Origin of the sequence: Pseudomonas antarctica (genome assembly GCF_001647715.1) — a bacterium.
Lineage (GTDB): Bacteria > Pseudomonadota > Gammaproteobacteria > Pseudomonadales > Pseudomonadaceae > Aquipseudomonas > Aquipseudomonas antarctica_A.
On record NZ_CP015600.1, the window covers coordinates 789,669 to 803,608 of the forward strand.

Annotated in this window: 14 protein-coding genes; 5 read left to right on the plus strand and 9 right to left on the minus strand. The window is 60.5% G+C overall.

Annotated elements, in window-relative coordinates; translation table 11 throughout:
• Positions 1–50 precede the first annotated feature (50 nt).
• On the plus strand, positions 51–1,244 hold the full coding sequence (locus tag A7J50_RS03215; protein ID WP_064450520.1) for a multidrug effflux MFS transporter: 1,194 nt from the start codon (positions 51–53) through the stop codon (positions 1,242–1,244).
• A gap of 8 nt (positions 1,245–1,252) precedes the next feature.
• Here A7J50_RS03215 and A7J50_RS03220 read toward each other — a convergent pair whose 3' ends face one another.
• The 3 genes from A7J50_RS03220 to A7J50_RS03230 form a co-directional block, all read right to left on the minus strand.
• Positions 1,253–1,435 (minus strand): hypothetical protein, encoded by a 183-nt coding sequence (locus A7J50_RS03220; RefSeq protein ID WP_064450521.1) that lies wholly within the window; start codon positions 1,433–1,435, stop codon positions 1,253–1,255.
• A 146-nt stretch (positions 1,436–1,581) separates the two neighbouring features.
• On the minus strand, positions 1,582–2,595 hold the full coding sequence (locus tag A7J50_RS03225) for a zinc-binding alcohol dehydrogenase family protein (protein WP_064450522.1): 1,014 nt from the start codon (positions 2,593–2,595) through the stop codon (positions 1,582–1,584).
• 24 nt (positions 2,596–2,619) lie between these two features.
• Positions 2,620–2,913 carry a putative quinol monooxygenase gene (locus A7J50_RS03230; protein WP_064450523.1) on the minus strand — a complete coding sequence of 98 codons (294 nt, stop codon included), beginning with the start codon at positions 2,911–2,913 and terminating at the stop codon, positions 2,620–2,622.
• A 118-nt stretch (positions 2,914–3,031) separates the two neighbouring features.
• Between A7J50_RS03230 and A7J50_RS03235 the strand changes: the two genes are divergently transcribed.
• From A7J50_RS03235 to A7J50_RS03245, 3 genes are all read left to right on the plus strand, one after another.
• Complete coding sequence (locus A7J50_RS03235; protein WP_064450524.1) at positions 3,032–3,958, plus strand: LysR family transcriptional regulator; 927 nt, start codon at positions 3,032–3,034, stop codon at positions 3,956–3,958.
• A 137-nt stretch (positions 3,959–4,095) separates the two neighbouring features.
• On the plus strand, positions 4,096–4,782 hold the full coding sequence (locus A7J50_RS03240; RefSeq protein WP_064450525.1) for an ArsR/SmtB family transcription factor: 687 nt from the start codon (positions 4,096–4,098) through the stop codon (positions 4,780–4,782).
• A gap of 102 nt (positions 4,783–4,884) precedes the next feature.
• Positions 4,885–6,255, plus strand: coding sequence for an MFS transporter (locus A7J50_RS03245; RefSeq protein ID WP_064450526.1), 1,371 nt, complete (start codon positions 4,885–4,887; stop codon positions 6,253–6,255).
• Between the two features lie 134 nt (positions 6,256–6,389).
• Here the strand turns inward: A7J50_RS03245 and A7J50_RS03250 are convergent, their stop codons facing one another.
• Positions 6,390–7,343, minus strand: a complete 954-nt coding sequence (locus tag A7J50_RS03250) for an adenosine deaminase (protein ID WP_064450527.1) — start codon at positions 7,341–7,343, stop codon at positions 6,390–6,392.
• A gap of 194 nt (positions 7,344–7,537) precedes the next feature.
• Here A7J50_RS03250 and A7J50_RS03255 point away from each other — a divergent pair, with 194 nt between their 5' ends.
• Complete coding sequence (locus A7J50_RS03255) at positions 7,538–8,629, plus strand: calcium:proton antiporter (RefSeq protein WP_064450528.1); 1,092 nt, start codon at positions 7,538–7,540, stop codon at positions 8,627–8,629.
• Between the two features lie 134 nt (positions 8,630–8,763).
• Here the strand turns inward: A7J50_RS03255 and A7J50_RS03260 are convergent, their stop codons facing one another.
• The 5 genes from A7J50_RS03260 to A7J50_RS03280 form a co-directional block, all read right to left on the minus strand.
• A complete protein-coding gene (locus tag A7J50_RS03260; protein WP_064450529.1) occupies positions 8,764–10,122 on the minus strand; it encodes an 8-oxoguanine deaminase in 1,359 nt (452 codons plus the stop codon).
• A gap of 194 nt (positions 10,123–10,316) precedes the next feature.
• Positions 10,317–11,003, minus strand: coding sequence for an SDR family oxidoreductase (locus A7J50_RS03265; RefSeq protein ID WP_064450530.1), 687 nt, complete (start codon positions 11,001–11,003; stop codon positions 10,317–10,319).
• Between the two features lie 186 nt (positions 11,004–11,189).
• Positions 11,190–11,771, minus strand: coding sequence for an IMPACT family protein (locus tag A7J50_RS03270; RefSeq protein ID WP_064450531.1), 582 nt, complete (start codon positions 11,769–11,771; stop codon positions 11,190–11,192).
• Positions 11,772–11,783: 12 nt separating this feature from the next.
• A complete protein-coding gene (locus A7J50_RS03275; protein WP_053254183.1) occupies positions 11,784–12,443 on the minus strand; it encodes a TetR/AcrR family transcriptional regulator in 660 nt (219 codons plus the stop codon).
• An 87-nt stretch (positions 12,444–12,530) separates the two neighbouring features.
• Complete coding sequence (locus A7J50_RS03280) at positions 12,531–13,925, minus strand: uracil-xanthine permease family protein (RefSeq protein WP_064450532.1); 1,395 nt, start codon at positions 13,923–13,925, stop codon at positions 12,531–12,533.
• Positions 13,926–13,940: the final 15 nt, after the last annotated feature.

The following is a 13,940-nucleotide window of genomic DNA, read 5'->3' on the forward strand; positions in this document are numbered from 1 at the left end:
GCACCCAAGCGCGGCTAGACTGTCGGGCTGCCGACTCACTTGGGTGTCTGATGAACCTCCGCATAATCCTGATCCTGGGCGCCTTGAGCGCCTTCGCGCCGTTGGCGATCGACTTTTACCTGCCGGGCTTTCCGGCAATGGCCACGGCTTTCGCGACCGATGAAAAACATATCCAGCTGACCCTGGCGGTGTATTTCGGCGGCCTGGCCATCGGCCAATTGATTTACGGCCCACTGGCGGACCGCTTTGGTCGGCGCGTGCCGCTGCTCAGCGGCGTCACCCTGTTTACCTTGGCGTCCTTCGCCTGCGCTTATGCGCCGTCGTTGGAATGGCTGATCGGCGCGCGCTTCGTGCAGGCCCTTGGTGGCTGCGCGGGCATGGTGATTTCACGGGCGGTAGTCAGCGATAAATGTGATGCCGTGGGTTCGGCCAAGGTTTATTCGCAACTGATGCTGGTCACCGGCCTGGCGCCGATCCTCGCGCCTTTGGCGGGTGGGGTGATGGTCGGGTTGTGGGGTTGGCAGTCGATCTTCCTGGCGTTGTCGGTGTTCAGCGTCATGGCGGCCATTGCCGTGGCCGTCGGGTTGCCGGAAACCTTTCCGGCCAACCAGCCTCGCCAGCCGTTGTCCGGGTCACTGCGCCGCTACGCCGCGCTGTTGTCAGACCGGGTTTACCTCGGCTACGCCTTGACCGGCGGCATCTCGATTGCCGGGATGTTTGCCTACATCGCCGGCTCACCGTTCGTATTCATCAAGCTGTACGGTGTGCCTGCCGAGCATTACGGCTGGCTGTTCGGCTCCAACGCCGCCGGATTTATCCTGGTAGCACAGCTCAATGCGCGCTTGCTGGCCAAGCGTGGCCCGGCGTTTTTGCTGTCGCGCACGGTGTGGGTCTACGTAGCGGCAGCGTTGACGCTGCTGGGCATTGCCGCCCTGCGTACTGAAGCCTTGTGGCCATTGCTCGTGCCGCTGTTTATCTGCATCGCAAGCCTGGGCTGCATTTTGCCCAACACCTCGGCCTGCGCCATGAGCGGGCAGGGTGCGCGGGCCGGCAGTGCGTCGGCGCTGCTTGGCTGCATTCAGTTTGGTGTGGCGGCGGGCGCGGCGTCGCTGGTGGGCGTATTGCATGACGGCACGGCCATGCCGATGGCGATTGTCATCAGCGTGTGCGGTGTGTTGGCGGTGACCATTGCAATGTCGACCCAGCGCCTGCAACGGGCGAGGGCCGCACAGGCGCAGGTCTGAGGTACGGATCAGCCAGCGGCGGAACGTTGCTGGCTGAGGGGAATGCGGTGGGGCGCCTGGATACGCGCCTGCAGGGTGTCGGCAAAGGCACGGGCCTCGGCTTCATTGCGGAAGGTGAAGGCGTCGCCGTCGAGGCTGACTTGCCATTTGTTGCCTGGGGATTTTGCTAACGCTCTTATCAGGATCTTCATTGCTGACTTCCTCACGTAAAAGAATCGTGGCAAAGGCGGCCAATATAAACCCGAATGCGCTCACAAATATGACAAAGATCAACTCTCTGACTAGCGGTGTGGTCCATTACTCACATGAATAATGGACCACACCGACAGACTTTCTATTAGAACCCTTCCAGCACAATCTTGCCCTTGGCCTTGCCGCTTTCCAGCAGCGCATGGGCGCGGCGCAGGTTTGCCGCATTGATCACACCGAAGTGCTCGCCCACCGTGGTTTTCAAGGTGCCGGCGTCGATCAGTTCTGCCACGCGGTTGAGCAGGTTGTGTTGTTCGATCATGTCCGGCGTCTCGAACATCGAGCGCGTGTACATGAACTCCCAGTGCAGCGACAGGCTCTTGCGCTTGAGCTTGCTCACATCCAGCGCCTTGGGGTCGTCGATCAACGCCAGCTTGCCTTGAGGTTCCAGGGCTTCCACCAGTTGGTCCAGGTGATGGTCGGTCTGGGTCAGGCTGGCGACGTGGGTCACGTGTGGGTGGCCGGCGTTTTTCAGCGCTTCGCTCAACGGTTGGCTGTGATCGATCACCAGGTGGGCGCCGAGCGCCTTTGCCCATTCCTGGGTTTCCGGGCGCGAGGCGGTGCCGATGACTTTCAGCGCGGTGAGCTGGCTGGCCAGTTGGGTCAGGATCGAACCCACACCGCCAGCGGCGCCGACGACCAGCAGGCTCTGGCCTTCGTCCTGTTTCCCTTCACGTACTTGCAGGCGCTCAAACAGCAGCTCCCAAGCGGTGATGGCGGTCAGCGGCAGCGCGGCGGCATCGCTGAAACCCAGGCTTTTGGGCATGTGGCCGACGATGCGTTCATCCACCATGTGCAGCTCGCTGTTACCGCCCGGGCGGACCAGGGAGCCGGCGTAGAACACCTTGTCACCGGCTTTGAACAACGTCACTTCGCTGCCGACGGCCTTCACCACACCGGCCACGTCCCAGCCCAGCACCTTGGCGGCGCCATTTTCCGGGGCTACGTTCTGGCGCACCTTGGTGTCCACCGGGTTGACCGAGATGGCTTTGACCTCCACCAGCAAGTCGCGTGGGCCGGCGACGGGCTCTGGCAGTTCAATGTCTTGCAGGGATTTTGGATCGTTGATCGGCAGTGAGGCGTAGTAGGCAATAGCTTTCATGGGGGCTCCGGAAAAAGGCGGTAATCAGGCGAGAAACTTCAGGCGCTTGAGTTCGAAGTGTTCGATCACATCGGCAGCCTTGGCGCGGAAGTTCTGGATATGCGGGCTCTGGTCGTGATCGGCCAGCGCTGCCTCGTCACTCCAGCGTTCGAGCATGTAGAAGGTCTCGGGGTGTTGCAGGTCCTGATGCAGGTCGTACTGCTCGCAACCGGCTTCGAGGCGGGTCGGTTCCAGCAAATCGCGCAACAGGGGCTCGAGGGTGGCGTGTTGGCCGGGTTTGGCGATCAGAGTGGCGATGACGTTAAAGGCAGCGGACATATTCGACTCCTGGCACGTGATGAACGGGATGGGCAGATGATTGGCTATTTCCCATCAAGATAAAAGCGGCTAAAACAGCAGTCTGTTTCAATAGAATTTTGATAGTGGGTGGGAATGCATGCTGCGCTTTGATGATTTGCAGTTGTTTGTGCGGGCGGCGGACCTGGGCAGTTTGTCGGCGGCGGCACGGGTGATGGACCTGTCGCCCGCGGTAGCCAGCGCCGCGTTGAAGCGTATCGAGCAGCAACTCGGTGCACGCTTGCTGGCACGCTCCACCCGCAGCCTGCGTTTGACTGCCGAGGGCGAGGGCTTCCTGGAATATGCCCGCGCCGCGTTGAGTTCGCTGGACGAAGGGCGGCGCTTGTTGGCCAGCGGGCAGGACCATGTCAGCGGCGTGTTGCAACTGTCGGCACCTTCGGACTTCGGGCGTAATCAGTTGTTGCCGTGGCTGGATGAGTTTCAGCGTGAATACCCGCAACTGAACATACGCCTGCTGCTCGGCGACCGGATGGCCGACCTGTTCCGCCAGCCGGTGGACATCGCGCTGCGCTACGGCGAGCCTGAAGACTCCAGCCTGATCGCGCTGCCCATCGCCCCGGATAATATCCGGGTGCTGTGCGCCGCACCCAGCTACCTCGCCCGGCATGGCGAACCCCGCCATCTGGAGCAACTGGCCCAGCACAATTGCCTGTTGTACATGCTCGGCAGTCGTGTGCATGACCATTGGAGTTTTCACGATGGCAAACGCGAGGTCAGCCTGACGGTGACCGGGGACCGCTTCAGTGACGACGCCGATGTGGTGCGCCGCTGGGCAGTGGCGGGGGTCGGCATTGCCTACAAATCCTGGCTGGATGTGAGCAGCGACGTGTTGGCCGGGCGCTTGCGCTTGATCCTGCCGGAGTTGCGCGGCGAGCGTACGCCGCTCAATTTGCTGTGCGCCCACCGTGCGCAATTGAGCAAACCCATTAACCTGCTGCGGGAAATGCTCGTGTCCCGTTGTGCGGTTTTGACCGCGCAACGGCCGGGGCCATTGCGTACTGCGTAATCGCCTTCACTACAGCAGGAAATTTCACTCAGATCCTGTCCCAATCCGCGCTGTCAGACGCCGCGGAGCGGGCGGTTTGCGCCCTTATACTTCGGTTCCAACCGCAGCAGACAAATGATTTAACAAGGAGTGAATACATGGAAGAAGCACCTTGCATCAGTCAGATCGCCAGCTTGCTCGCTGAACCCAAGCGCACCGCGATGCTCTGGTCCTTGATGGACGGCTCGGCAAAGACTTCGGATGAGTTGGCGACACTCGCCGGGCTGTCAGCGGCATCGGCCAATGCGCATTTGGCACGTCTGACGGGCGGCGGTTTGCTGCGGATCGAGGCTCGGCGTGGCAAGCGGCTCTATCGTGTAGCGGCTACCGATGTGAGTGCCGCTATCGATGCCTTGGCCAGTACCACCATGGCCAGCGCGGCGCGTGGTTCACCGCTGGCTGTGCCGCAGGCATTGGCAGCCCCGGCATCATTGCGTCATGCCCGGTTATGTCATGGGCATCTGGGCGGTGAGTTGGCGGCAAGGCTGTACCGGCGGATGCTGGAAGCAGGCTGGATCAACCGTCATGAACAGCGCACCGACGTCACCGTCAAGGGCGCTCAGCATCTGGCGGGCCTGGGTATTTTTACCCAGGCACTGGCAGCACCCCTGGCCTGCGACTGTGTTGATTGGAGTCAGCAGCAACCGCACTTGGGGGGCACGTTGGGGGTGGGGCTGTTGCAACTCTTTTTACAGTCCGGATGGATCAACGTGATCAACGAGTCCTGCGCTTTGTCGGTGACCGATATCGGGCTTGCGCAAATCAACCGGCTGACTGCGGGATAGACGCAAGCGTCGTTCAGAGTTTCAGTCAGGTCGTATCCAGCAATAACCGGGCAAAACGATGCCGCACACTCGCTTTGGGGATTTTTCACACAGGGGTGCGGCATGGGTATGCAAGGCTATAGCGCAGCGGAACGGTTGGAACGGTTGCCCATCAGCGGTTACCACCGAATCATCTTCATCATCATCGCCCTGGCGTTTTTCTTCGACTCCATGGACCTGGCGATGATGACCTTCCTTTTAGGTTCGATCAAAACCGAGTTCGGCCTGAGCACTGCCCAGGCGGGGTTACTCGCCAGTTCGAGCTTTTTCGGCATGGTGGTCGGTGCTTCTTTATCCGGCATGTTGGCTGATCGTTTTGGGCGCAAACCGGTGTTCCAGTGGAGCATCGTGTTGTGGGGCATCGCCAGCTACCTGTGTTCCACGGCGCAGACGGTGGAGACGCTGACGCTGTTTCGCATCCTGCTGGGGATCGGCATGGGCATGGAGTTTCCGATCGCGCAGTCGATGCTTTCAGAACTGATCCCCGCCAAAGGGCGCGGGCGCTATATCGCCTTGATGGATGGCTTCTGGCCTTTGGGTTTTGTCGCGGCGGGTGTGCTGTCTTATTTCCTGCTGCCAGTGATTGGATGGCGGGACATCTTTTTGGTGTTGGCGGTGCCGGCGGTGTTTGTGTTGGCGATTCGATTTTTTATCCCGGAGTCGCCGCGCTGGCTTGAGCAGGCAGGGCGGCATGAGGCGGCGGATAAGGTGTTGCAGGGCATTGAGCGCAAAGTGCGCGAGTCCCTGGGCCGCGCTGACTTGCCGGAGCCGATTGCCTTGCCACGTGTGGAGAGCGTGCCGGGCACTTTTTTCTCGGCGTTTCAGCAATTGTGGTCGGCGCAGTACCGCCAGCGCACGATGATGATCTGGAGCGTGTGGTTTTTTGCCTTGCTCGGCTTCTACGGGCTGACGTCCTGGCTGAGTGCGTTATTGCAGCAGTCGGGTTTTGCCGTGACGCAGTCGGTGTACTACACGGTGATCATTTCCCTGGGCGGGATTCCCGGGTTCCTGATGGCGGCCTGGCTGGTGGAACGCTGGGGGCGCAAACCGGTGTGCGTCGTGACATTGCTGGGCGGCGGGGTGATGGCGTTTTTGTATGGGCAAAGTGCGGTATTCGGCGGCAACGTAGGGCTGCTGATTACTTCAGGGTTGTTGATGCAGTTCTTTCTGTTTGGCATGTGGGCGGTGCTGTACACCTACACGCCTGAGCTGTATCCCACCTCGGCGCGGGCGACGGGCTCCGGGTTTGCGTCGGCGATTGGCCGGGTCGGGTCATTGCTGGGGCCGTTGGTGACCGGGCTGGTGTTCCCGATAACCGGGCAGGGCGGGGTGTTTGCCCTGGGCGCGCTGTGCTTTGCGGTGGCGGCGCTGGTGGTGTGGGTGTTCGGGAAGGAGACGAAGGGCAAGACGCTGGAAGAGCTCACCGAGGCGTGAGACTGATGAGGTCAATGTGGGAGCCGGGCTTGCCCGCGATAGCGGTAGGCCAGGCTATAGATGGCTGACTGATACACCGCCTTCGCAGGCAAGCCAGCTCCCACATTGATCTCTGTTGCGTCAGCTGTAGTTGCTTATGGCTTTACCAACCGCGCATCCAGGCTGTTCTGCGCCAGGCGTTTGGCCTGGTCCTGGGTCATGCCCAGCGAGGTGTGCAGCGCGTGGAAGTTCTCGGTGACATAACCGCCGAAGTACGCCGGATCATCCGAGTTCACGGTTACCTTCACGCCACGTTCGAGCATGTCGAGGATGTTGTGTTGAGCCATGTCATCGAACACGCACAGCTTGGTGTTGGACAACGGGCACACAGTCAGCGGGATCTGCTCGTCGATGATCCGTTGCATCAAACGCTCGTCTTCGATAGCGCGCACGCCGTGGTCGATCCGCTGGATTTTCAGCAGGTCGAGGGCTTCCCAGATGTACTCGGGCGGGCCTTCTTCGCCGGCGTGGGCCACGGTGAGGAAGCCTTCATGACGGGCACGGTCGAACACACGCTGGAACTTGCTCGGCGGGTGACCCATTTCCGAACTGTCCAGGCCCACGGCCACAAACGCGTCACGGAACGGCAGCGCCTGGTCGAGGGTTTTCTCGGCTTCGGCTTCACTCAAATGGCGCAGGAAACTGAGGATCAAGCCGCTGGTGATGCCCAGTTGCTGTTCGCCATCTTTGAGTGCCGCCGCGATGCCGTTCAGCACCACTTCAAATGGCACGCCACGGTCGGTGTGGGTTTGCGGATCGAAGAATGGCTCGGTGTGGATCACGTTCTGTTCTTTGCAGCGCAGCAAGTAGGCCCAGGTCAGGTCGTAGAAATCCTGGGAGGTGCGCAGCACATCGGCGCCCTTGTAATACAGGTCGAGAAACTCTTGCAGGTTGTTGAAGGCGTAGGCCTTGCGCAGGGTTTCGACGTCGTTCCACGGCAGCGCAATCTTGTTGCGTTCGGCCAGGGCGAACAGCAACTCAGGCTCCAGCGAGCCTTCCAGGTGCAGGTGCAATTCAGCCTTGGGCAGGGCGTTGAGCCAATCGTACATGTCTAAATTCTCATCAGGTGCAATGGCGGCATTCTACAGGCCATGGCTGAAATAATCGGCAAAACCTGACCAGCAGGAGAGTATTCGTTTTTCTTCACGTATAGGCCTTGTGAACTAAGGTGTAACGAAACGTTAGCAGCGTGGTGCAGTCTGTACCCCATCAATGACTGATTAGCCGTATGAAAAGGCCCGGAATGCTCACATCCCTCAAGCAAGAAAAATACATGCTGCTGGCGCTGATTGCCGCCATCGCAGCCTACCCGCTGGAGCACTGGATGCTCCACAACGGGCAAATGGTGGCGCTGCTGGCCGGCGTAACACTGATCGGCTTTATCGTCGTGGCGTCGATGCGCGTGGCGCACCATGCCGAACAACTCGCGGAAAAAGTCGGTGACCCCTATGGCACCATGATCCTGACGCTCGCCGCCGTGCTGGTGGAGGTGGTGATCCTGGCGATCATGATGAGCAACGAGCCGTCGCCCACGTTGGTGCGTGACACCATCTATTCGGCGGTGATGCTCGATATCAACGGCATCCTCGGCCTGGCCGCATTGATGGGCGGCATCAAGCATGGCGAGCAGTCCTACAACGACGATTCGGCACGTACTTACAGTGTGATGATCCTCACCGCGATGGGCGTGTCGATGGTGGTGCCGGAATTTATCCCAGAGGCTGACTGGAAAATTTACTCGGCCTTCACCATCGGCGCGATGGTGGTGCTCTACACCTTGTTTCTGCGCATGCAGGTAGGGCCGCACAGCTATTTCTTCAGCTACAGCTACCCGGAAAAACGCCGCAAAAAACAGCCTGAAGAACAGCAGGAACCGCCGATAAGTCTGGCGTTCTCCATCGGTACGCTGGTGTTCGGGGTGATTGTGATCGGCGCGCTGGCCGAGGTGATGTCCAAGACCCTCGACCTGGGCCTGGAAGGCACCGGCGCACCGCCGGTCATCACGGCAATTGTGGTCGCGGCCATTTCGGCGGCACCGGAAATTTTGACTGCATTGCGCGCGGCCCTGGCCAACCGTATGCAATCTGTCGTGAACATCGCCTTGGGCGCTTCATTGTCGACCGTCATTCTGACGGTGCCGGTGATGGAGGCCATGGCGCTTTACACCGGCCAGCCGTTCCAGATGGCGATGACGCCGGTGCAGACCGTGATGGTGTTGATCACGCTGGTCGTCAGCGCGATCAACCTCAACGATGGCGAAACCAACGCCATCGAAGGGATGACCCATTTCGTGTTGTTTGCGACCTTTATCATGCTGTCGCTGCTTGGGTTGTAACCGATTTAGTAGTGCCGAAGAACTCATGTGGGAGCGGGCTTGCCCGCGATGGCGGTGGTTCAGTCACCTTCAGCGTCGACTGGCATACCGCTGTCGCAGGCAAGCCCGCTCCCACATTTTGATTTATGTTTGACTCAGGTTCCGGCGATCAACTGCCGCGCCGCCTGGGTGTGGTCGGCGATCAAGCCTTTGAGGTCCAGGCCTTCAACCTGGCCGTCGATGACTCGCCATTTGCCGCCAATCATCACCCTGTCCGCACGGTCGGCGCCGCATAACAGCAGCGCCGAAATCGGATCGTGGCTGCCGGAGAAACGCAGCTCGTCGAGTTTGAATAGCGCCAGGTCAGCCTGTTTGCCTACCGCCAACTCACCGATGTCCGTACGCCCCAGCAGTTGCGCCGAGCCCTTGGTCGCCCAGCCCAGCACGCCTTCAGGCGTGATCTTTTCGGCGCCGTAACGCAGGCGCTGAATGTACAGGGCCTGGCGGGCTTCGAGAATCATGTTGGACGCATCGTTGGAGGCGGAACCGTCCACGCCAAGGCCAATGGGCGCACCGGCGGCAAGCAGGTCCAGGGTCGGGCAGATTCCGGAAGCCAGGCGCATATTTGAACTCGGGCAATGGCAGATACCCGTGCCTGCAGCCCCCAGGCGCGCGATTTCATCCGGGTTGAAGTGAATGCCATGGGCCAGCCAGGTGCGTGGGCCGAGCCAGCCGACACTGTCGAGATAATCCACGGTGCGCAGGCCGAAACGCTGCAGGCAGAAGTCTTCCTCGTCGAGGGTTTCCGCCAGGTGAGTGTGCAGGCGCACGTCGAGGCTGTTGGCCAGTTCGGCACTGGCTTCCATGATTTCCGGCGTCACGGAAAACGGCGAGCAGGGCGCCAGGGCAATCTGGATCTGCGCGCCGTCGCCACGCTGGTGGTATTCGCGGATCAGGCGTTGGCTGTCTTCAAGAATGACTTGGCCTTGTTGCACGGTTTGTTGCGGCGGCAGGCCGCCATCGGCTTCGCCCAGGCTCATGGAACCTCGGGTGAGCATGGCGCGCATGCCCAGTTCGCGCACGCTATCCACCTGTACGTCAATGGCATTTTCCAGACCGTCGGGAAACAGGTAGTGGTGATCGGCTGCCGTGGTACAGCCCGAGAGCAGCAGTTCCGCGAGCGCGACTTTTGAGGCCAGGGCGAGTTTTTCAGGGGTTAGCCGTGCCCAAACCGGATACAGGGTTTTCAGCCACGGGAACAACGGCTGATTGACGACCGGCGCCCAGGCGCGTGTCAGGGTTTGATAGAAATGGTGGTGAGTGTTGATCAAGCCGGGAAGAATCACGTGCTCACGGGCGTCGAACACTTGTCCACAAGGTACTGCGGGCTCTTGGCCCCAGCCCAGCACTTCGGTGATCACACAGTCTTGCAGCACCAGGCCACCACGGGCATCGAGGCCATTGGCAGTGAAAATCGCGAGGGGGTTTTTTAACCAGATACGGGTCGCAGGCATTGGCCGGCTCCTCTGAATGATGGGTTCAGGTTTGCCAGCTCAGTGTTGCCCTGTCTGCTGATCCAGGGTCGCCGGTAAAGGCGAGGTGGCTAGATTACGTGTAGTTCGCGATCTGGTCTAGGTGTAGGAAATCGGGTGCGATCAGTGTGGGAGGGAGCAAGTCGCGCGCCCTCCCACCTGTTGAACCGTGGTCCTTACCAGGCGATGGTGTCGCCTTTGTAGTCGACAAAATGATGGCCGCCCTTGCCTGTGTAGGCATTCACCTGATCCACCAGGCCGCGCACGCTGGTGTCGACATCAATCTGTGCGTTTTCGCCGCCCATGTCGGTCTTCACCCAGCCCGGGTGCAGCGACAGCACGGTGAGTTTGTGGTCGCCCAGTTGGGTGATAAAGCTGTTGGTCATGGAGTTGAGTGCGGCCTTGCTGGCCTTGTACAGCGCCAGGTCCGAACCATCGGGAATGGTCACGCTGCCGAGCACTGAGCTCATGAAGGCCAGAACGCCGCTGTCTTTGCGGATCTGCCCGACAAAACGCTGGGCCAGGTTGATCGGCGCGACGGCGTTGGTGAAAAACAGCTGGCCGACTTCCGCCAGGGTGGCGTGGCCGGGTTCCTGATTGGCCGGGCCTTTGACGCCCGCGTTGACGAACAGCAGGTCGAAGGTGCGGTCCTTGAGGCGCTGGCTCAGGGCGATCACGGCTTGCTGATCGTCCATGTCCAGTTTCTCGATCTGTACCGGGCCAACGGATTTCAGGGCATCGGCCTTGTTCGGATCGCGCACGGTGGCGGTCACGTCCCAGCCGTCCTGGAGCAATTGCTTGACCAGGCCAAGGCCCAGTCCGCGCGAGGCGCCGATGATCAGTGCAGTTTTTGGCGTAGACATGCAGGGCTTCCTTTGACGTCGCGGTTCAGGGAATTGAGCGAACTACATTAGCGCAGACTTGGGTAAATGGCGCGAAGTCTCATTGGACAAAAAGTGAACAGCGCGCGCAACGCCTTGTGACAGAAGGGTTACAGGCGGATGTGCTCAGGTTATCCACAGGCGGGTGCACAGTAGATGTGGGCAGTTTCAGCGTTCCAGCAGGATACGCCCACGGCTCAGGTCGGCGAGTTGAGTCTGCAGCGTGTCGATGTGTGCTTCTCCCAGCGCAAGCTGTAACTCGACGCCGTTGGCGGTGAAGGTTTCTTCCATCACCAGCCCGCCCAGTTCGGCAACGCGCAGTTTCACCAGGTTCAATTCGGAAAAGCCGCAGGCGCAACTCAGCGGTACGCGGCTGATCAACTCGATGCGGTCGGCAGTCTGCAGGCATTTGTTTGCACCGCCGCCGTAGGCACGGGCCAGGCCGCCGGTGCCCAACTGGATGCCGCCGTACCAGCGAATCACCAGTACCGCGACTTGATCAAACCCCTGGGCTTCGATGGCCGCCAGAATCGGTCGCCCGGCAGTGCCGCCGGGCTCACCATCGTCATTGCTGCGGTACTGGTCGGCCAGTTTCCAGGCCCAGCAGTTGTGCGTGGCGTTCAGGTCACTGTGCTGCTCGAAAAACGCCTGGGCGTCTTGCGGGCTGGTGATCGGCGCCGCCAGGGTGATAAAGCGGCTTTTGCGTATTTCTTCACGAAATTCGCAAAGGCCTGTGAGCGTGAAAGGCATAAATCGCTTCGTTTATAGGGCCGGCTTGATGCCACAGCCTTTGAGAATGATGTGGATCAGGTTGGTGCCGGCGTCTTCCATGTCTTGCTTGGTCAGCTTGGTGCGCCCGGTGACACGGCAGATCTGGGTGGCGAAGTCGGCGTAGTGCTGGGTGCTGCCCCACAGCAGGAAGATCAGGTGCACGGGGTCGATGGGGTCCATCTTGCCGGCGTCGATCCAGGCCTGGAACACGGCTGCCCGACCGCTGAACCAGGCGCGGTAGTCCTGGCTGAAATATTCGGTAAGGCATTCGCCGCCACTGATGATTTCCATGGCGAAGATCCGCGAAGCTTGCGGATGGCGCCGGGAAAACTCCATCTTCGTACGGATGTAGCGGGTGAGCGCCACGGCCGGGTCGTCCTCGGCGGTCAGCGCATTGAAGGTGCTGTCCCACAGTTCGAGGATATTGCTGAGCACCGCGATATACAGGCCGAGCTTGTTGGTGAAATAGTAATGCAAGTTGGCCTTGGGCAGCCCGGCACTCGACGCAATGGTGTTCATGCTGGTGCCTTTGTAGCCATGGCGCGCGAACTCGTCTTCAGCAGCCTGGAGAATCGCTTGTTCGTTCTTTTGCCGAATGCGGCTGGCGGGTTTACCGGCGTGGTTGCTGTGGGCAGGAACTTCGAGGCTCATGGAGGTTTCCGTGCTGATCGATAGAGACGACGTGTGCACAGATAACCCACCCTCAAGCCTCAGACAAGTCCCGATGCAATAAAACCGTCAAAGCGGTTCCAGCGTGTCGCTTTCCAGTGCGTGGTTTGCGGCAACTGATGTTGCTTTGGCTTCCGGCAATAACAGGCACAACACGATAGCGGTCAGGCCGCCGCTGGTGATGGCCGAGTCGAACAGGTTTTGCACCAAGGGCGGCATCAAATGCAGCAGGTTCGGCTGGGCGGCAATGCCCAGGCCGACACCAAATGAGGTGGCGATGATCAGCATGCTGCGCCGGTCCAGCGGTGCCTGCGCGAGGATGCGCACACCGGCGGCGGCCACGCTGCCGAACATCACCAGGGTCGCGCCGCCCAATACCGGCTTGGGGATTTGCTGCAGTACGGCGCCAATCAGCGGAAACAAGCCGAGGCAACACAGCACCACGCCGATGTATAAGCCGACGTAGCGGCTGGCCACGCCGGTGAGTTGAATCACGCCATTGTTCTGCGCGAAGGTCGTGTTAGGGAAAGCGCTGAAGGTGGCGGCGATCATGCAACTCACGCCATCGCCGAGTACGCCGCCTTTGAGCCGGCTTATATAAGACGGGCCGCTGATAGGCTGGCGAGCGATCATGCAATTGGCGGTGAGGTCGCCGACGGTTTCGATGCTGCTGATCAGATAAATCAGCGCGATGGGCAGGAAGGCGCTCCAGTCGAAATTGAAACCGAAGCGAAACGGTATCGGCAGGCTGACCAGCGGCAGGTCGGGCAAGGCTTGCGGCACCAGCTTGCCACTGAACCATGCCGCGAGGCTGCCGAGGGCCAGGCCGATGATGATCGCCGAGAGGCGCACCCACGGGGTGTTCGAGCGGTTCAGCAGGATGATGGTCAGCACCACGAACAGGCCCAGGGCCAGGTTGGTCGGCGCGCCAAAGTCGGGGGCGTTGAAACCACCGCCAAGGTCGGTGATGCCGACTTTGATCAGGCTGATACCGATCAAGGTGATGACGATTCCGGTGACCAATGGCGTGATGACTCGGCGCAGTTGCCCGATAAACCGGCTCATCACAATTTGTACCGCCGCGCCGAAGAAGCACACGCCGAAGATCATCGCCATGATGTCCTCCGGGCTGCCGCCACGTTGCTTCACCAGGAACCCCGCCGACAACACCGCGCCGAGAAACGCAAAGCTGGTGCCTTGCAGGCAGATCATCCCGGCACCGATACCAAAAGGTCTACGCGCCTGGATGAACGTTCCTGCGCCGGAAACCATCAACGCCATGCTGATCAGGTAGGGCAGGTGGGCGGTGAGGCCCAGGGTGGAGCCGATGATCAGCGGTGGAGTGATGATGCCGACGAAGGCAGCCAGCACATGTTGCAGGGCTGCCAGTAGAGCGGGGATCGGTTTGGGGCGATCGTTGAGGCCGTAGATCAGGTCGCTGGGGCTGGAGGATTCTGGTGGCATGGCGGGCAAACTCGA